Annotated in this window: 16 protein-coding genes; 12 read left to right on the top strand and 4 right to left on the bottom strand. The window is 44.8% G+C overall.

The features are described from left to right. Window positions 1-164: 164 nt before the first annotated feature. Both AB4384_RS22380 and AB4384_RS22375 read right to left on the bottom strand, forming a co-directional pair. On the bottom strand, window positions 165-947 hold the full coding sequence (locus AB4384_RS22380) for an FCD domain-containing protein (RefSeq protein ID WP_017068144.1): 783 nt from the start codon (window positions 945-947) through the stop codon (window positions 165-167). A 107-nt stretch (window positions 948-1,054) separates the two neighbouring features. Next, entirely contained in the window at window positions 1,055-2,038 is a 984-nt protein-coding gene (locus AB4384_RS22375; protein WP_029235323.1) for a TRAP transporter substrate-binding protein, read from the bottom strand. 299 nt (window positions 2,039-2,337) lie between these two features. On the opposite strand from AB4384_RS22375, the gene AB4384_RS22370 reads away from it, so the two are divergent. The 9 genes from AB4384_RS22370 to AB4384_RS22330 all read left to right on the top strand — a co-directional run bounded on the left by AB4384_RS22370 (window position 2,338) and on the right by AB4384_RS22330 (window position 12,189). After that, the gene (locus AB4384_RS22370; protein ID WP_017068142.1) at window positions 2,338-2,850 is read left to right on the top strand and encodes a TRAP transporter small permease; all 513 of its coding nucleotides are present in this window, start codon (window positions 2,338-2,340) and stop codon (window positions 2,848-2,850) included. Between the two features lie 15 nt (window positions 2,851-2,865). After that, window positions 2,866-4,173 carry a TRAP transporter large permease gene (locus tag AB4384_RS22365; protein WP_017068141.1) on the top strand — a complete coding sequence of 436 codons (1,308 nt, stop codon included), beginning with the start codon at window positions 2,866-2,868 and terminating at the stop codon, window positions 4,171-4,173. 96 nt (window positions 4,174-4,269) lie between these two features. After that, the gene (locus tag AB4384_RS22360) at window positions 4,270-5,733 is read left to right on the top strand and encodes a fructuronate reductase (RefSeq protein ID WP_017068140.1); all 1,464 of its coding nucleotides are present in this window, start codon (window positions 4,270-4,272) and stop codon (window positions 5,731-5,733) included. A 12-nt stretch (window positions 5,734-5,745) separates the two neighbouring features. Beyond that, on the top strand, window positions 5,746-7,158 hold the full coding sequence (gene uxaC / locus AB4384_RS22355) for a glucuronate isomerase (protein ID WP_102394443.1): 1,413 nt from the start codon (window positions 5,746-5,748) through the stop codon (window positions 7,156-7,158). Window positions 7,159-7,161: 3 nt separating this feature from the next. Then, the gene (locus AB4384_RS22350; protein ID WP_137001244.1) at window positions 7,162-8,154 is read left to right on the top strand and encodes a sugar kinase; all 993 of its coding nucleotides are present in this window, start codon (window positions 7,162-7,164) and stop codon (window positions 8,152-8,154) included. A 9-nt stretch (window positions 8,155-8,163) separates the two neighbouring features. Beyond that, the gene (locus AB4384_RS22345) at window positions 8,164-8,790 is read left to right on the top strand and encodes a bifunctional 4-hydroxy-2-oxoglutarate aldolase/2-dehydro-3-deoxy-phosphogluconate aldolase (RefSeq protein ID WP_017068137.1); all 627 of its coding nucleotides are present in this window, start codon (window positions 8,164-8,166) and stop codon (window positions 8,788-8,790) included. 129 nt (window positions 8,791-8,919) lie between these two features. Beyond that, window positions 8,920-9,423: a YgjV family protein gene (locus AB4384_RS22340; protein WP_017057788.1), complete on the top strand. Its 504-nt coding sequence runs from the start codon at window positions 8,920-8,922 to the stop codon at window positions 9,421-9,423. 272 nt (window positions 9,424-9,695) lie between these two features. Further along, window positions 9,696-11,744: a glycoside hydrolase family 3 N-terminal domain-containing protein gene (locus AB4384_RS22335; RefSeq protein ID WP_102398630.1), complete on the top strand. Its 2,049-nt coding sequence runs from the start codon at window positions 9,696-9,698 to the stop codon at window positions 11,742-11,744. A 64-nt stretch (window positions 11,745-11,808) separates the two neighbouring features. Next, the gene (locus AB4384_RS22330; protein WP_017057786.1) at window positions 11,809-12,189 is read left to right on the top strand and encodes a hypothetical protein; all 381 of its coding nucleotides are present in this window, start codon (window positions 11,809-11,811) and stop codon (window positions 12,187-12,189) included. Between the two features lie 283 nt (window positions 12,190-12,472). Here AB4384_RS22330 and AB4384_RS22325 read toward each other — a convergent pair whose 3' ends face one another. Next, window positions 12,473-13,420 (bottom strand): LysR family transcriptional regulator, encoded by a 948-nt coding sequence (locus AB4384_RS22325; RefSeq protein ID WP_059017760.1) that lies wholly within the window; start codon window positions 13,418-13,420, stop codon window positions 12,473-12,475. Between the two features lie 126 nt (window positions 13,421-13,546). Here AB4384_RS22325 and add point away from each other — a divergent pair, with 126 nt between their 5' ends. Beyond that, a complete protein-coding gene (add, locus tag AB4384_RS22320) occupies window positions 13,547-14,545 on the top strand; it encodes an adenosine deaminase (protein WP_017061091.1) in 999 nt (332 codons plus the stop codon). A gap of 118 nt (window positions 14,546-14,663) precedes the next feature. Continuing rightward, on the top strand, window positions 14,664-15,230 hold the full coding sequence (locus tag AB4384_RS22315) for a sugar O-acetyltransferase (protein ID WP_372130137.1): 567 nt from the start codon (window positions 14,664-14,666) through the stop codon (window positions 15,228-15,230). Window positions 15,231-15,458: 228 nt separating this feature from the next. On the opposite strand, the gene AB4384_RS22310 is transcribed toward AB4384_RS22315, so the two are convergent. Beyond that, window positions 15,459-16,082, bottom strand: coding sequence for an HAD family phosphatase (locus AB4384_RS22310; RefSeq protein WP_017072484.1), 624 nt, complete (start codon window positions 16,080-16,082; stop codon window positions 15,459-15,461). Between the two features lie 365 nt (window positions 16,083-16,447). On the opposite strand from AB4384_RS22310, the gene AB4384_RS22305 reads away from it, so the two are divergent. After that, window positions 16,448-17,155 carry a GntR family transcriptional regulator gene (locus tag AB4384_RS22305; protein WP_017061088.1) on the top strand — a complete coding sequence of 236 codons (708 nt, stop codon included), beginning with the start codon at window positions 16,448-16,450 and terminating at the stop codon, window positions 17,153-17,155. Window positions 17,156-17,386 lie beyond the last annotated feature (231 nt).

Below are 17,386 nucleotides of genomic sequence, written 5' to 3'. Positions count from 1 at the left end.
ATCAAGCTAAGTGCAATAACGACTTCTTAATGGCAGCAATGACAATTACTGCCCGAGATAGCACCGGTCTACGCCGGTCTAAAGACGATTACCTATCTACAACCTATTGAATGAATCAGCTTTCAAGAGGAGCCTTGTCGCTGAATTCAACATTAGCTTCAGAACTAGCTTTCTGAGCTAAGCAGCACCACTGGGTTGGAGCTAAATAAGTAACCATCAAAGTTTGGGTCATCAATGTCTGACAGCGCTAACAAACGCTGTTTAACATTCTCAAGGTGTTGCCACATTGCGTTCTTAGCAGCGACAGGGTCTTTGCGCTGTAAGGCGGCGAGGATACGAGCGTGATCATCTAACCATTCTTCACGGTAATCTTGACCACTGATGTGAGAGTGGAGTTTATTCCACATTGGACTCTTTTCGCGTCGATCCCAGGATTGTTTCAACATATCTACCAGCACAGAGTTTTGAGTTGCCTCTGCAATACACATGTGAAATCTTTCATCTCCGCTGCAATCGGTAGTGCCGCTTGCAAGCTCTTCGCGCTCGAGTTCGAGTGCAGAGCGCATCTTAATGATGTCGCCCGGAGTGACCTGAGTTGCCGCAAACTCCGCGATATTACTTTCCAGTAATTGGCGGGCCTGCAGCATCTCGAATGGACCAGCGTCATCACTGACCACATTCTCGCGAGAATGAGTTGGAATGTTCAGGACATAAACACCCGACCCTTTTTTCACCTCAACTAAGTTTTCAAGCTCCAGCATGATGATCGCTTCACGCACCACAGTGCGGCTTACATCTAGACGATCAGCAATATCGCGTTCTGGAGGTAACCTATCTCCGACCTTATACAGGCCTTCAATCAGTTCTTTTCTTAGTACTAACCCTATCTCCTGATAAGGTCTTTTCGGCTCGAAAGGCATCATGATGATATTGTCACTTCTTTCCATTGTATTTCTCTCGCCATCATAATGACCAAATATAATTGGTCAACCTCTATATCTTAAAATGCAGTAACACCTTGTTTTTGTATTACTCTTTTTTCTATATTTGCTCGTTATTCAACAGCCTGAATACGGTCAATCAATGCGCTCAATTCTGGGTCCGCTTTATCTAGCGCGTCGTACATAGGTTGAACCGCTAGTGCGAACGCAGCCTTGTCTGGTTCCACAAAAGTAACGCCCATTTTCTCGGCTTTAGCACGCTCTTTTGCTTCCGATTCAGCCCACAATTTTTTCATCAATTCAGATGAATCACTTGCCGCCTTCATTAGCGCATCTTGTTGTTCTGCAGTCAGTTTATCGTATGCTTTGGTTGAGATAACCAACACATCCGGAACCATCGTGTGCTCATCTAAGCTGAAGTATTTAGACACTTCACTGTGACGGCTCAAGCTGAAAGAAGGAATGTTATTTTCAGCCGCATCTACGACACCTTGCTGCAGTGCTGTGTACAACTCACCGTAAGCTAGTGGCGTTGGGTTACCGCCTAACGCTTTCACCATCGCAATTGCTGATGGGCTTGGTTGAACACGAACTTTCAAACCTTTCAGATCTTCTGGTGTGTTAATTGGCTTATTGGTATAGAAGCTACGCGCACCAGCGTCGTAGTAAGTCACACCAATAAAGCCGCTATCACGAGAAGAGTTAAGAATGTCACGGCCTACTTCACCATCTGTCACACTGTAGTAGTGCGCTTGATCGCGGAATAAGTAAGGCATGTTGAATGATGAATAAGCAGGAGAAAAAGCTTCTAGCTCAGCAGCATTACTTTTCACCATATCTAAAGCGCCGTTCTGCATCAGCTCCATAGATTCACGCTGTGTACCCAATTGAGCATCAGGGTAAATACGGATACGCACCTCACCATCAGTCAATTCACGTACTTCTTTCGCCATAAACGTCATCGCTTCATGTACTGCATGGTCACGAGGGTGGTTATGGCTCAGTTTCAATGTTGTCGCTGCATAAGCAGAAGCTGTTGCTCCAAAAGTCAAAGCAGCACCGACAACCGCACTAATCAAAGTTTTACGCGTCATCATCATTCTTATTCTCCGTGGATTGGTTATCCAAAATGTAGGGTGTTTTTTGTTATGGGCTCATATTGGGGCTCAAAAAAGGAACCGTCAAAGCTGAAATTAAAATTGATTGACCAATATCACAATAAAAACCCATAAATTGGTCAACCAAAATCATTTGTGAAGTTGCTCACGCCAACAAAAAAATGAATAGCTTATGATTCAGCCAGATTTTTGAACATCCCATCCCTACATAGAAACAATTTCTTACATTGGTAAACCAATTGTTATGAGATACGCAATTTTGTTGAAAGGAAATAAACATGAATAAATTGGTCAGTTACATAAATAGAGGGTTGGCCGCCTTTACAGTGTCTCTATCGTCTTTCTTGGTGCTATGCGTGATATGGCAGGTTCTATCCCGCTATGTTATTGGCAAACCAAGTACTGTTACCGACGAGCTCGCTCGTTACCTCTTTATGTGGGTAGCCCTGATTGGTGCTGCTTACACAACAGGTCTGAAACGCCACCTTGCCATCGACCTACTTACGATGAAGCTGACTGGCAAACGTAAATTAATCAACGAAATCATTATCCAAATAGCCATCGCTTCTTTCTCTTATATCGTTCTGGTACACGGTGGCAGCCAACTTGCAGCTAAAACACTTGCGATGGGACAACTGACTCCCGCTCTAGGTTTAGAAATGGGCTACATCTACTTCTGCTTACCGGTTAGTGGCGCTTTGATGATTTTTTACTCAGTCGTATTTACCTACGAACGCGTTAAACAATTAATGTCAGGTGACGATTTGATCACCGACTCACAACTTGATTGATAGAAGGATTTCACAATGGAATGGCAAGTAATACTGACATTATTCGGTAGTTTCGCTGTACTGCTTACAATCGGTGTACCGGTCTCTTTTGCGATTGGTTTATCGTCACTAGCAACCATCTTAATGAGCTTACCGCTTGAGCCTGCAATTGCTGTAGTTGCTCAACGTATGGCGGCAGGCCTTGATAACTTTGCACTATTAGCAATTCCGTTCTTCATTTTGGCGGGCAACATCATGAACCAAGGCGGCATCGCGCTGCGTTTGATCAACTTCGCGAAAGTGTTGGGTGGTCGTCTACCAGGTTCACTCGCCCACGTAAACGTGATGGCAAACATGATGTTTGGGTCTATCTCAGGCTCAGCGGTTGCATCGGCTGCTGCAGTTGGTGGCACTATGTCTCCTCTGCAAAAGAAAGATGGATATGACGAAAACTACTCGGCTGCGGTAAATATTACGTCATGTCCTGCGGGCTTGCTTATCCCACCCAGCAACACGCTGATCGTGTTCTCATTAGTTTCTGGTGGTACCTCTATTGCAGCATTGTTCTTAGCAGGCTACATCCCAGGCCTATTGATGGGGCTGAGCATCATGATGGTGGCAGGTATTATCGCGAAACGTCGTGGCTACCCAGTCGCAGCTCGTCCTTCCACATCAATGGTATGGAATACCTTCCTAAAAGCAGCACCTTCTTTAGCACTGATCGGCATCATCATGGGCGGCATCATTGGCGGTATCTTTACTGCGACTGAGGCTTCCGCAATTGCTGTGGTATACACGTTTGTTTTAGCTGTGCTTGTCTACCGCGAAGTGAAATGGGGTGATATTCCAAAGATCATCCTTGAGTCTGCAGTAACAACATCTATCGTTCTATTACTGGTTGGCGCATCAATGGGCATGTCTTGGGCAATGGCGAACGCCGATGTACCTTACATGATTGCCGATGCTCTACTCGCGGTTTCCGAAGACCCACTAATGATCCTACTGATTATCAACGTGATTCTGTTGATTGTTGGCATCTTTATGGATATGACCCCTGCGGTTCTTATCTTCACACCAATCTTCTTACCAATCGCGCTAGACCTAGGCATCGACCCTGTGCACTTCGGCATCATGATGACCTTCAACCTTGCTATCGGTATCTGTACACCGCCAGTAGGCAGTGCTCTGTTCATCGGTTGTTCGGTTGCCAACATTGCCATCGACAAAGTCATCAAGCCTTTATTGCCATTCTATGCCGCACTTATTGCAGCCCTAATGGCCGTTACTTTTATCCCTGAGCTGAGCTTGTTCCTACCTGAATTGGTACTGGGCTACGGTTCGTAATTTGGTCACAGATAGATTCTAAGACTGCTAAACACTCAAACGCTTTATCAAATAATAAAATCCCGCTGGTTCGCTGGCGGGAAAAGGAACTGAATAATGAAGACTGTTGCTAACTCTACGCTGCCAAACACTGTACTACGACCTGACTACGACCGTTCAGCACTCCAAAGCCGTATCGTGCACCTTGGCTTCGGTGCATTTCACCGAGCGCATCAAGCGTTGTTCACCAATGAAATGCTCAGCAAGACCAGCACTGATTGGGGTATTTGCGAAATTAACCTATTCGGAGGCGAAGACTTAATTGAATCACTTCGCACGCAAGATCACCTTTACACGGTTGCTGAAAAAGGCGCTGAATCCACAGACGTTAAAGTGATCGGCTCAGTGGCCGAATCTCTTCACCCAAGCCTAGACGGCATCGAAACCGTATTAGAAAAAATGGCCGAACCTCAAGTGGCTATCGTTTCTATGACCATCACAGAGAAAGGCTACTGCGCAGACCCAGCGACAGGAAAACTCGACAAAAATAACCCATTAGTCATCGCTGACCTAGCTAACCCAAGCGAACCTAAATCAGCATTAGGTTACATTGTGCAAGCGCTCAAAATTCGACGTGAACGTGGCTTAACACCATTCACGGTCATGTCTTGCGATAACGTGCAAGAGAACGGTCATGTAGCAAAAGCAGCGATCATTGAGTTTGCTCAACTGCTTGACCCAGAATTACGTGATTGGATTGAAACCAATGTCACCTTCCCATGCACCATGGTTGACCGTATCGTACCCGCAGCAACAGAAGAAACACTGACAGAAATTGCAGAACTGCTTGGTTGTGAAGACCCATGTGGCATCGCCTGTGAACCCTTCCGCCAATGGGTGATTGAAGATAACTTTGTGGCAGGTCGTCCAGATTGGAATGTCGCTGGCGCAGAGTTCGTAGAAGATGTAGTGCCTTACGAAGAGATGAAACTGCGCATGCTCAATGGCAGTCACTCTTTCCTTGCTTACCTTGGATACCTTGGTGGCTACGACCATATTTCCGACACTATGACGGATGCTGGCTACCGAAAAGCCGCTTTTGACATGATGATGAAATCACAGGCACCTTCGTTAACGATGCCTGAAGGGACTGATTTAGAAGGTTACGCAACCTTGCTGATCAACCGCTTCACTAACCCAAGCTTGAAGCACAAGACGTGGCAGATTGCGATGGATGGCAGCCAGAAGATCCCTCAACGTATGGGTGGCAGCTTACGATTCCATTTAGATCAAGGCTCAGATTTCTCGTGGCTTGCAACCGCCATCGCTGGCTGGATGCGCTATGTATCTGGCGTTGATGAGCAAGGCAATGAGATTGATGTCCGCGATCCAATGGCAGACACACTTCGCCAGATCTGCGACCAGCATGGACTCAATGTTTCTGTGGTTCCAGCATTACTTGCGGTTGAAGCGATTTTCCCTGCCGAGCTAGGCCAAGACCCGCAGGTCATTGATGCGGTAAGTTCAGCGTACCAATCATTAATTGAACACGGTGCCGTTGCGACCGTGGCTGCGTTATAAGGAGTACAAACAATGAAGAATTTCTTATGTGAAGACTTTTTACTGTCGAATGAGACTGCACGTCGTTTGTACCATGAACACGCAAGCCACCAGCCGATTTATGACTATCACTGCCATCTAAACCCGGCAGAAGTGGCTCAAGATCGTCAGTTCGAAAACATGTCTAAGATTTGGCTTGAAGGTGACCACTACAAATGGCGTGGTATGCGTTCAGCAGGGATTGATGAGCGTCTGATTACTGGAGGCGCAAGCGATTATGATAAGTTCATGGCCTGGGCTAGAACCGTCCCTCAAACCTTGGGCAACCCACTTTACCATTGGACTCATTTAGAACTACGCCGCCCATTTGGTATTACTGGCACTCTCTTTGGTCCAGAAACCGCAGACCAAATTTGGCACGAAGGCAACGAGCTATTAGCGACACCAGAATTTAGTGCTCGCGGCATCATGAAGCAGATGAATGTGGTGATGGCTGGTACGACAGACGATCCAATTGATTCTCTTGAACACCATAAGGCGATCGCTCAAGACAATTCATTTGATGTACAAGTGTTACCAAGCTGGCGCCCAGATAAAGCCTTCAAAATCGAACTCGACACCTTTGTCGATTACCTGCGCCAACTTGGTCAAGTAGCCGATATCGAGATCCGTCGATTTGATGATCTGTTGAGTGCGCTAGACAAGCGTTTAGTCCACTTTAATGCCCATGGCTGTCGTGCGGCTGACCACGGTATTGAAGTGGTTCGCTACGCACCTATTCCATCAGAATCGGATTTGGATGCCCTGTTAACTCGACGCCTCAATGGCGAAACGCTCACCGATCTAGAATGTGCGCAGTTTTCAACAGCGGTTCAGGTGTGGTTAGGCAAGCGCTACGCCGCAATGGGTTGGGTAATGCAGCTTCACATTGGTGCTCAGCGCAATAACAACACGCGCATGTTCCAACTGTTAGGCGCAGATGCAGGGTTTGATTCGATCAGCGATAAGACGTTTGCCTTCGAATTGGCTCACCTGTTAGACGAAATGGATCAAAGCAACGAGTTACCTCGCACCATTCTTTACTGCTTAAACCCTCGCGATAACGAGATGATGGCAACCATGATTGGTAACTTCCAAGGTGGCGGCATCGCGGGCAAAGTTCAGTTTGGTTCTGGTTGGTGGTTCAACGATCAGAAAGACGGCATGCAACGCCAAATGGAACAGTTATCTCAACTTGGTCTGCTTAGCCAGTTTGTCGGCATGCTGACTGACTCTCGCAGCTTCTTGTCGTACACACGCCACGAATACTTCCGCCGAATTCTGTGTGACATGCTTGGTCGTTGGGCTGAAAACGGCGAGGTACCAAACGACATGTCACTGCTTGGCCCTATGGTCGAAGACATCTGCTTTGGTAACGCAAAACGCTACTTCGAAGAGAGGGCGTAACCGATGAAACATATCGCCATTATTGGTGAGTGCATGATCGAGCTGAACGGCAAACCGTTCGGCTCAATGCATCAAACGTTTGGCGGGGACACACTCAATGCTGCGGTCTATCTAAGCCGCGGCTGCGAGGCCAACCTCAATCAAGATGAAATAAAAGTGTCCTACGTCACGGCTTTGGGCGCAGACCCGATTAGCAAGGGAATGTTAGAACGCTGGCAACAAGAGGGGGTGTCGACGGACCTTGTTCTACAAGACAGCCAACGTACTCCGGGTCTATACCTAATTCAGCTTGATGACGCAGGTGAACGTACCTTTCTGTACTGGAGAAACCAGTCGGCTGCACGCTACCTGCTACAGCACCCAGATTTCAATCAGATAAAGCAGGCACTGCGCAATGTCGATATGGTCTTTCTCAGCGGCATCACATTAGCGATTCTGCCTGAACAAGATCGTATCGAGCTATTGAACATCTTGGTTGCGTTGAAGGCACAAGGTGTTGAGATTGCCTTCGACAGTAACTTCCGCCCTGCACTTTGGCCACAAGACGAAAACCAAACCGTCAAAAACAGCTACCAGGCCATGTATACATTGACGGATTTAGCGTTGGTCACATTCGATGATGAACAATTAATTTGGGGCGATAGCTCTCCAGAACAAACTATCGAACGTCTAACGACGCTGGGTGTTAAGCGATGCATCGTCAAACTGGGTGCAGATGGCTGTCTCATTCAAGATGCCACCATTCAAAGTAACATACACCCAGATTCTGGTGCCGCTTCGGCTCCACTAGCGGTGCCAACCCTGCCTGTTGATCATGTCGTTGATACGACCTCGGCAGGAGACTCATTCAATGGCGGATTTTTATCGGCTTACCTTGCGGGCGAAGACTTAACAAAGTCATGCCAGCGCGGCAATACCATGGCAGGCGTCGTTATCCAACATCGTGGTGCCATTATTGCAAAAGAACTCACTCAAGCGGCCATCACAGCCATTTAAGGAATACCAATGTCTAACATCAAACAACAACTGAAAACACTGAAAGTTATCCCTGTGATCGCTATCGACAACGCTGAAGACATCATCCCTCTGGGTAAAGTGTTAGCTGAAAATGGTTTACCTGCAGCAGAAATTACATTCCGTTCGGAAGCTGCAGTTGAAGCTATTCGTCTACTTCGTGAATCACAACCAGATATGTTGATCGGCGCAGGCACTGTGCTCAATCGTGAGCAAGCTATTGCGGCTAAAGAAGCAGGCGCAACGTTCGTCGTCTCTCCTGGATTTAATCCAAACACGGTAAGAGCCTGCCAAGAGATTGGTATTGATATCATTCCTGGGGTCAACAACCCGAGTACAGTAGAAGCCGCTCTAGAAATGGGCTTAACCACATTGAAGTTCTTCCCTGCTGAAGCATCAGGTGGCATCAACATGGTTAAGTCACTTCTTGCGCCTTACACGGATATTGAAATCATGCCGACCGGTGGTATCAACCCAAACAACATTAAAGACTACCTAGCGATACCTCGCGTGCTCGCATGTGGCGGTACTTGGATGGTGGATAAGAAGCTGATTGAAGAAGGCAATTGGGAAGAGCTGGCTCATTTAACTCGTGAAGCCGTTAAGTTAGTCAATTAAACCTAGTGCAATAGCATTTTGACGTTATATCTAGCCCTCCTTTTGGAGGGTTATTTTATGGTTGAGCATTATTCTTTCAAAGTTAATATTTAATCGTGCTCGATAGCATCTTAAAAATAAAGGCTAAATATGGAAAACTGGATAACACAAGGAGTTGGCGGCCTGGCTTTTTGTATCGGTGTAATGGCATTTTGGCAAAAAGATGATATGCGTTTTCGCTACCAGATGATGATCTTTTGTTTTGTAATGAGTATCCATTTCATATTAATGGGCGCCATAGTGGCGGCTATAGGCGTAATTATTAATGCTATTCGCAGCTATGTATCGATAAAAACTCAATCGCGCAAAGTGATGTGGTTCTTTATTGGCTTGATGTGGTGCATGACTTTACCCAACATGAATCATTTCTTTGAATTTATTACGGTTGTTGGTTCATCCGTTGCGACATGGGCACTCTTTTCAAGACAAGGCATCGCATTGAGGTCCTTGATCTTATTCAATTCTTTCTGTTGGGCTAGCCATAACATTTGGATTGGTTCGATTGGCGGGTCCTTTGTCGAAATCACCTTTATTGTCACCAACATGGTCACTATCTATCGTTTACATCAACGCAGATTGTTAACTATAAAATAGGCAATATATTTTTTATTCTAAATTTAAAATATGGAAGTAATACATCACTAATTAAATGGGGGATTAATTGGATATCAAAAAATTAAATCTAGTTAAGTTTACGTTATTTAAACTTCGTCAATATATTTCCAATACTAAATTGAATTAAATCACCAATTAAATTTATATGGTGATCCAAATCTTTAGTTTGATTTATTTTGGTTAACCAATAACCCGTTAATTATTAAAATTGGTCATGTACTTATTATTATACTAACAATAGGATCGTGACCATGAAGCGTCTTACCCTGACACCTATAGCAATCGCGTTGCTTCTTGCAGGATGTAACTCATCTGATAGCGACAATAACTTCCAGCAACCCCAAGTTCACTCTCGTGTTCATGATGTATTGAACGTTGAGGGCTACCAATTCCGAGATTCTAACGGTAATGGAACACTGGAGCCTTTTGAAGACTGGCGATTATCTCCAGAAGAGCGAGCAGCAGACTTGGTTAGCCGCATGACGCTAGATGAGAAAGCCGGCATGATGCTCATTGACACCTTAAACTCGTCCAAAGGTGGGCTCGTTAGTAGTAAAGGACAAGACATGATTGGCGATGCCCAAATGACGCGCTTTATCTTCCGTAACAGCGTAGTTGAAACACCTACCAATGCGCCTGATTGCGATTCAGGCCGTTCAGGTTGTCAGATAACCCCAACAGAAGCTGCCCAGTTCATGAATAGTGTTCAAGAACTGCGTGAACAGACGCGAATGGGTATCCCCGCTCTATTCAAATCCAATGCTCGTAACCACATAGATCCATCAGCTAAAGCAGGGATCAACGTTTCTTCAGGTGCCTTTTCTGCTTGGCCTAAAGAGGCAGGTTTAGCAGCCACTCGCGACATGGATTTAATCACTGAATTTGCAGGTATCATGAATGAAGAATGGTCTTCAATTGGCCTACGCAGTATGTACGGATACATGATGGATTTGGCGACAGAACCTCGTTGGTACCGAGTACACGAAACCTTTACCGAAGATGCAGATTTAGCGTCTGACATTATGCGCTCACTTATCAAAGGGTTGCAGGATGGCGGTGAGGTCAACGAAGACAGTATCGCGCTAACCATCAAACACTTCCCTGGTGGCGGTCCACAAGAAAACGGTGGTGACCCACATTATGACTTCGGTAAAAACCAAGTCTATCCAAAGAACAATTTTGATTACCACCTAAAACCGTTTATTGCTGCGATTGAGGCTGGCGCTTCTTCAATCATGCCTTACTACGGCATCCCTGTAGATCAAAAGTGGATGCCAAACGATGTTGGTATGTCCTTCTCAAAAGGCATTGTTACCGACCTTCTCAGAGACGAATTGGGCTACACAGGTAACGTGAACTCAGATACCGGCATTATTGGCGATCGTGCATGGGGTGTGGAACACAAAACGATTGATGAGCAGGTTGCCATGGCGGTCGAAGCTGGAGTCGATGTTCTTTCAGGTTTCCATGATAAAGAAGTCATCGTGAAACTCGTGGAAAAAGATCTGCTTACCGAAGAGCGTGTCGACCTATCAGTCACACGCTTACTTGAAGAACAATTCAAGCTTGGCCTTTTCGAAAACACTTACGTTGATGAGAAAAAAGCCCAAGAGATTTTAGGCAACGAGAAGTACCAAGAACGCGCTGATTACGCACAGAAAAAGTCTGTCGTCTTACTTCAAAATACCAATAAGACTTTACCTCTAGCTGAATCAACCGCACAAAATCCTGTTGCTCTGTATGTCATGGGAATGGACGAAAACATTGCAGGAGACGACAAGTACAACTTTACCGTGACTTCCGGAGATTACGAAGCGGGAGAAACGCGTCCACCAGTACCAGCCGATACGGACTATGCGGTTATTCGTGTTCGCGTATCTAACGAAGGCTCAGATCCTGATCTTATCTTTGGTGGCGCGAACCCAGATGAACTCGATATTCTTGCGTTCAGTGAAATGGCTACAGCTGCATCTTGGCATATTGAACCAAGCCTAAGCGACATTAAAGCCGTTATGAACGAAGTGGGCGCTGACAAAACGGTATTGTCCATCAACTTTAGACAACCCTTCGTGCTAGACGATCAAAGTAATCTTAAGCAAGCCGGTGCCGTGATCGCCACATTTGGTGTCTCGGACAGCAACCTAATGGAAGTACTTTCAGGCAACTTTGCTCCTCAAGGAAAACTGCCATTTGCTTTAGCGAACAGTGCCCAAGCCATTCAAAACCAAGACTCAGACTACCCTGGGTATGATCAAGCCGACACCCTTTACCCGTTCGGACATGGTTTAAGTTACGAATAATATTTGAGCTAATTCAGGCAGTGTTGAGCACTGCCTTTCCTTCTTAGATACCAAGGACAAAGTCATGGAACATATCTTACAACTGGGTTGGGATGATCACGCTATTCCACATAAAATCTGGATAGAACAATACTACGATGGGTGTCGTATCTGCTTGAAAGTCGTAAAAGACGTTGAGCCAGAAATGCTCTCATTGATTGTTCCAAATATTGATGTGCAAACCACTCATAAGGCGTGGCAAGGCAAAGCGACGAACATTACACCAGCCTATGATGACGGCGTGTTGTTCACTCAAACTCGCTCGCTATTCAATTTGCCTCATGGCTGCGTGATTTGGGCGGTAACACATATCCAGATGCAAAACGGCTTAAAAATGTCGGCAGACAAATTGTGCTTCGTACCAAAATACAGCAATCAAGATTCTTGTTTTAAGGTTCCAGCATAACGTAACAACAAGCCGAGTCGCTTATCCAACTTGGCGCTAATCTGCGAAGAACCATAAAAAAGGCCAGCGTATACACGTTGGCCTTACTTCTGTCTGTCTGTCTGTCTGTCATCAGGATTAAGCACTAATCAATCAACACCAACGAATCGATGGCATTGGATTCATTTAGATATCTCATTCTTGGCGGGCATTTGGCACCCGTAATAAGACAATGCTCATTCTAAAAAGACGAAATAAATTTAAAAAAACTTATTTCGCCGTTTTGATCATCGTAGCTCGCGGTTTACAGCTGAGGTTCTTGGGTCTTATTGACTATGAGGTCGCGAAGCCATTTGTGGCTTGGTTCAGAATCAAAGTAACGGTGCCAAAGCAAAAACAAACCACCGGGAACCAACTCAATAGGAATCGGCTTCATCACCAGTTCGCCACTCTCAATATAGTCACGAACCGAGTTGTACGGATAACACATCAGCAAATCGCTTTGTTTGCACAGCTTTACTGCGCTGGTGATGTCCGACACGTTGGCGGCTTTGTTAATTTGAAGCTGTTTGGCTTGCAAGATTTCCAGTAGCAACCAGTCGCCAACGCCACCGGTCACCAACTGAATATGACGGTATTTAAGGAAGGCTTGCAGATTCCACTCTTCTTGAAGTACTGGGTGATCATTTCGCATCAAGCACACAGAGTAATCTTGCAGCAACTCGACGTGGTTTAGCTCGGCAGGGATATTTTGAATGTGGGTGCTAGCCCTTTCATCGAGCTCAAAAATTCCAATCCCGAAATCGACCTCACGCTTTAGTAAGCGCTTAAAGGTTTCGCTGCTCCAAGTAGTGCTGTTTACCGTAATGTTCGGCGCATCTGCTAGCGCGTTAGGCATAAATTTAGGGTAAATCGCGGTATAAGCGGTTTCAACAAGATCGATATTAAAAGTGCGTTCGCTGTCTTTCGGCTCAAAAATGTCCGGCACGGTTAGCTGTTCAACTTGCAAAAGGATCTGATGAATCTTAGGCGCTAAAGAAGTAGCTTTCGGGGTTGGAAACAGACCTTTAGATTCGCGCTCAAATAGCGGGTCATCAAACAAAGTTCGCAGCTTGGTGAGTTGTTTACTCACCGCAGACTGACTAAGGAACAATCGCTCTGCCGTTTTGCTCACGCTGCGCTCTTCAAGCAACACGTGTAAACACAGCAGTAAATTCATATCACATTTGAGTAAGCTTTTAACATCTACCATGATATTCCTTAGATTCAGATTAATGATGACTTTATGTCACTTTAAATCATATCACAAACTTGTTAATTTAAGCCCATGTAACCTATGAGTTAATAACTCAAAAAATAATAGACCTAAGGAATACTCATGAACTTTCTAGCACTCCCTAAGATTGATCTGCACTGCCACCTAGACGGAAGTGTTCGTCCAGACACCATTATTGATCTGGCGAAACAGTACGGAATCGAACTTCCAGAAGACCGTGAAGCGGTAGTAAAGTCTCTAACAGTGCCTGAAGATTGCAAAAACCTTGATGAGTACCTAGCTTGCTTTAGCCTGCCACTGCAAGTGATGCAAACGGAAGAAGCGATTGAGCGTATCTCTTTTGAGCTTTACGAAGACGCAGCACTAGAGAACGTTAAATACCTAGAAGTTCGTTTTGCACCGATTCTTCACGTAAACAAGGGCTTGTCTCTTGATGCAATCATCGCAAGTGCGGTTAAAGGCATGAAGCGTGCAGAAGAGAAATACGACATTAAGGGCAACTACATCATGTCTGTACTTCGTATGTTCCCGAAAGACTCAATCAAAGATGTAATCGACGCTGGTAAACCATACCTTGGTAAAGGCGTGGTTGCGTTTGATATTGCAGGCGGTGAAAAGCCGGGCTTCTGCGCTGAATTCCCTGAGTACACGCAATACGCTATTGAACAAGGCTACCGTGTGACGGTTCACGCAGGTGAGCAATGGCATGGTCAGAACGTTTACGATGCAGTTACTCTGCTAGATGCTGAACGTATCGGCCACGGTGTTCACATCCAAGGTAACGAAGACGCGTACAACATCGTTAAAGAGAAGCAGGTTGCGCTTGAAACTTGCCCAACAAGTAACGTGCAAACTAAATGTATTCACAAATTCAGCGACCACCCAATTGCTGAATTCAAGAAAGACGGCATCGTTGTAACGATCAACACAGACAACCGCACTGTGTCGAACACAACCATGACTAACGAAGTGAAGCGTGTATGTGAAACGTTCGGTCTAACACAAGAAGACTACGCAGAGATCTACAAGTACTCTGTAGAGAGCGCTTTTGCTTCAGACGAAGTGAAACAGCACCTAATGGGTTTCGTTGAGCAAATCTAATTTGAGCAATCTTGATTGCTAAGTAGAAAAACAGGAAGAGAAAGGCTTAGGCTTTTCTCTTTTTTTATGTCCAATTATCCGTATTCTAATATCGATGTTGACGAATGGGATGCAAACAATGAAAACAGAACTCGAGAAAATGCTGTCCGGCGAGATTTTTGATGGCGCAGACCATGAGGTAGACCACATGCGCACTCACGCCAGCAAGGCGCTATCAGACTTGAATCAATGTTCAGACGATACTCAACTACCAAGTCTTCAGGCTAATCTGTTTGGTAAAGTAGGAAGCAGCGTTGTCCGTCCTCCTTTTCATTGCGAGTTTGGCAAAACCATCGAGATCGGTGACGACACCTTTATCAACATGAACGTGGTGATGCTTGATGGCGCGAATATCAAGATTGGTAACAATGTATTGATAGGGCCAAGTGCCCAGTTTTACACAGCCTCCCACTCACTGGATTATCTCAGCCGCCGTAAGTGGGAAACTGTCTGCCTACCTATCACAGTCGAAGACGATGTGTGGATTGGTGGAAACTCAGTCATCAACCAAGGCGTTACGATTGGCGCTCGCTCTGTTATCGCAGCGAACTCAGTGGTTAACAGTGATGTACCACCAGATTGCCTGTACGGCGGCACTCCAGCCAAGTTGATTCGGCATTTGAATGCCGAACAAACTCGCGATTAAACAAGAAAGCGCGTATCCAAATCTAAAAAAGAGCGATGTTTCAATAGCATGGCTCTTAATCTAATTATCAGCGTTGTTTTATCGCACGCTTGTTCACCGCGAATTTGAAGCACGACAGCCGCAACTAAAACCAGCGCTGATATAGTCAAAAACAAGAATGCAACGATAGACTTAGGTGGGTATCTTTTCATTTTCTACACCCTCAAATTTAACTCACTCGCCAAGGTGTCAATCTAATAAATTAACGCCAAGCGCCTGCAAGCTGTTTTCACACTGAACGGCATCGGTAAACTGGATAGCAGCCATACCCACAGATCTCGCACCTTCAACGTTATAAGGCATATCGTCAATGAAGACCGTTTCTGAAGCTTTGAGCCCATAATTAGATAAAAGCGCTTGGTAGATTTCAGGTTGTGGCTTAAGCATACCAAGCTCAGCGGAGACTGCCGCACCATCAAACAACGCCCAAAATTGATAAGTATTTTTTAAGTATTCAACAATCTCGACCACATTGTCGGTAAGCGCGTACACACCATAACCTGCAGACTTTACTCGCTCGATGAGTTCAACTGAACCGTGCAATAAGATCTGCGTTTGCTTAACGTAATAGAACAGGCGATCGCACTCTAACGGGGACAAGTCGAGTTCTTGTTGATAACGAAGCTTGGCCTCACTTTCGGTCAAGAACCCTTTGTTCAAATCCATCCAAATCGTACTTTGAAAAATAGAACGAGCTCGAGACTCCAATTCTTCAGTATCACCAAAAGTAAGCCGGGCAATTTCCAGAGGTGCCCAACGCACAATGACATTGCCTACATCAAACACCACATTTTTGATTTCATTAGAACTCATACACACTCCCGTATCACCATGTCATTGATGGAAAAACGACACAAAGTGCCGCACATCAAGATTCATAGAGAACGTTTATAAATTTAAAACCTTGGTTAGAATATACAATCAATAGAGTACAAAAAAGGCCATCATTACGACGGCCTTCTCAATATTCAAAACGATACAACCATCAACATAGATCAGCTTTAGATGACACGATTGTCGATGCGCCGTCAGAAGTATTTTAACGATAGAACACGGCTCATTTCCCATCATCTAATTGGCCTTCTATGTTAGAATTATCGGCCAGTTCGGAATGCGCTGAGTATCTGATTTAGTTAACTATAATTTAATCACCATGAGTGCTTTTTTAAGTTTTTAGAATGAAAAAATATGAATTAGTTGTTCAAGATATTGTGAGCAAAATTTGCCAAAACAGTATCAGCCATAAGCTTCCTGCAGAAAGAGAACTGTCTGAAATATATGGATTATCTCGTTTCACGATTCGTAAAGCACTAGCCAAGCTAGAGGCTATTGGCATGGTGAAATCTAAGGTGGGTTCTGGTTACTTCGTCAACACTTCTCTCATTGGTACACCACTGGTGTACAACTCCATCACTGAAAACAGTTTTGAAGAGATCTCTTATAAAAAGCTCCAGTTGAATAAAGCGCTACCCGATAACCACGAACAGCAGATTTTTTCTTTAGACGACAATGACTACATCTGGAAAATTAGACGGCTTCGATTGATTAACAACAAAGTAGTTCAGATTGAAGAAGCCAAGATCCCTGTCAGTGTCTTCCCAGAGATGAATGCCGAGATCATTGAAAGCTCAATCCAGAAACATGCATTGGCGAAAGGTCTTCAGATCGATAGCTACTTAACGACGTATCAAGCGATCAACGTATCTAAAGAAGACGCGGAGTTGCTCGGCTGCAAAAAAAATGCCGCGGCGATGAATATCACCAACCGAGGTTTCTTAGCATCGGGGGATCTATTCATCGTCAGCGATATCATCGACATCAAATATCAATGCACCTATCACACTCCTTTTAACAATGAGAGCATGAGCTTCCGAGATAAGAAGTAACCTTTTAATTCGATTTAATATGGTTAATTTTTATAGATATAAGTTAATTACTCTATAGATTAGCCACTAATATTATTTCACATCTAATATTATTAATTTAATGATACTAGAAATATACTTACCAGATAATACGTAATATCTGGTAAGTATATTAAATAAGAAAATGGCCGCTTATAGCGACCATTTGATATTAAAAATACGAGTTAAGGGGTATGAATCGCGCCATCAGGA

The sequence above is a fragment of the Vibrio sp. 10N.261.51.A4 genome (assembly GCF_041471945.1).
GTDB classification, from domain to species: Bacteria; Pseudomonadota; Gammaproteobacteria; order Enterobacterales; family Vibrionaceae; genus Vibrio; species Vibrio crassostreae_C.
This window is presented reverse-complemented; position numbering and strand designations above follow the sequence as displayed.

What these genes read in the sequence shown, in the direction of transcription:
- AB4384_RS22380 (WP_017068144.1), bottom strand. Translation starts at nt 947, where the DNA reads ATGGAAAGAAGTGACAATATCATCATGATGCCTTTCGAGCCGAAAAGA.
- AB4384_RS22375 (WP_029235323.1), bottom strand. Translation starts at nt 2,038, where the DNA reads ATGATGACGCGTAAAACTTTGATTAGTGCGGTTGTCGGTGCTGCTTTG.
- AB4384_RS22370 (WP_017068142.1), top strand. Translation starts at nt 2,338, where the DNA reads ATGAATAAATTGGTCAGTTACATAAATAGAGGGTTGGCCGCCTTTACA.
- AB4384_RS22365 (WP_017068141.1), top strand. Translation starts at nt 2,866, where the DNA reads ATGGAATGGCAAGTAATACTGACATTATTCGGTAGTTTCGCTGTACTG.
- AB4384_RS22360 (WP_017068140.1), top strand. Translation starts at nt 4,270, where the DNA reads ATGAAGACTGTTGCTAACTCTACGCTGCCAAACACTGTACTACGACCT.
- uxaC (WP_102394443.1), top strand. Translation starts at nt 5,746, where the DNA reads ATGAAGAATTTCTTATGTGAAGACTTTTTACTGTCGAATGAGACTGCA.
- AB4384_RS22350 (WP_137001244.1), top strand. Translation starts at nt 7,162, where the DNA reads ATGAAACATATCGCCATTATTGGTGAGTGCATGATCGAGCTGAACGGC.
- AB4384_RS22345 (WP_017068137.1), top strand. Translation starts at nt 8,164, where the DNA reads ATGTCTAACATCAAACAACAACTGAAAACACTGAAAGTTATCCCTGTG.
- AB4384_RS22340 (WP_017057788.1), top strand. Translation starts at nt 8,920, where the DNA reads ATGGAAAACTGGATAACACAAGGAGTTGGCGGCCTGGCTTTTTGTATC.
- AB4384_RS22335 (WP_102398630.1), top strand. Translation starts at nt 9,696, where the DNA reads ATGAAGCGTCTTACCCTGACACCTATAGCAATCGCGTTGCTTCTTGCA.
- AB4384_RS22330 (WP_017057786.1), top strand. Translation starts at nt 11,809, where the DNA reads ATGGAACATATCTTACAACTGGGTTGGGATGATCACGCTATTCCACAT.
- AB4384_RS22325 (WP_059017760.1), bottom strand. Translation starts at nt 13,420, where the DNA reads ATGGTAGATGTTAAAAGCTTACTCAAATGTGATATGAATTTACTGCTG.
- add (WP_017061091.1), top strand. Translation starts at nt 13,547, where the DNA reads ATGAACTTTCTAGCACTCCCTAAGATTGATCTGCACTGCCACCTAGAC.
- AB4384_RS22315 (WP_372130137.1), top strand. Translation starts at nt 14,664, where the DNA reads ATGAAAACAGAACTCGAGAAAATGCTGTCCGGCGAGATTTTTGATGGC.
- AB4384_RS22310 (WP_017072484.1), bottom strand. Translation starts at nt 16,082, where the DNA reads ATGAGTTCTAATGAAATCAAAAATGTGGTGTTTGATGTAGGCAATGTC.
- AB4384_RS22305 (WP_017061088.1), top strand. Translation starts at nt 16,448, where the DNA reads ATGAAAAAATATGAATTAGTTGTTCAAGATATTGTGAGCAAAATTTGC.